This is a genomic window from Mesorhizobium sp. M1D.F.Ca.ET.231.01.1.1 (assembly GCF_003999155.2).
In the GTDB taxonomy this organism is placed as follows: domain Bacteria; phylum Pseudomonadota; class Alphaproteobacteria; order Rhizobiales; family Rhizobiaceae; genus Mesorhizobium.
Genome location: NZ_RZOZ02000180.1, coordinates 1 through 318 on the forward strand (window position 1 = coordinate 1; position 318 = coordinate 318).

The 318-nt window shown below is 66.7% G+C and carries 1 protein-coding gene; it reads left to right on the forward strand.

All coding sequences use genetic code 11. The features are described 5' to 3' along the window. The coding region (locus EN874_RS32855; RefSeq protein WP_281061466.1) for a beta-ketoacyl synthase N-terminal-like domain-containing protein at nt 1-318 on the forward strand (318 nt) is incomplete at both ends.

Genomic DNA, 318 nt, shown 5'->3' on the forward strand with positions numbered 1-318 from the left:
GACGGTTCCGCGACGGCCGAGGCGCTGATCCGGTTCTCGCTGCTCTCGGCGCTCTCCACCCACAACGATATTCCCGAAAAAGCGTCAAAACCCTTCTCCAAGGACCGTGACGGCTTCGTACTCGCCGAAGGCTCCGGCGCGCTGGTGCTGGAATCGCTTGAAGCGGCCCTTGCCCGCGGCGCGACGGTCCTCGGTATCATGCGCGGTTGTGGCGAAAAGGCCGACGACTTCCATCGCACCCGCTCCAAGCCCGACGGCTCTCCGGCTATCGCCGCCGTGCGCGCCGCGCTTGCCGATGCAGGCTTGGGCGAAGACGAG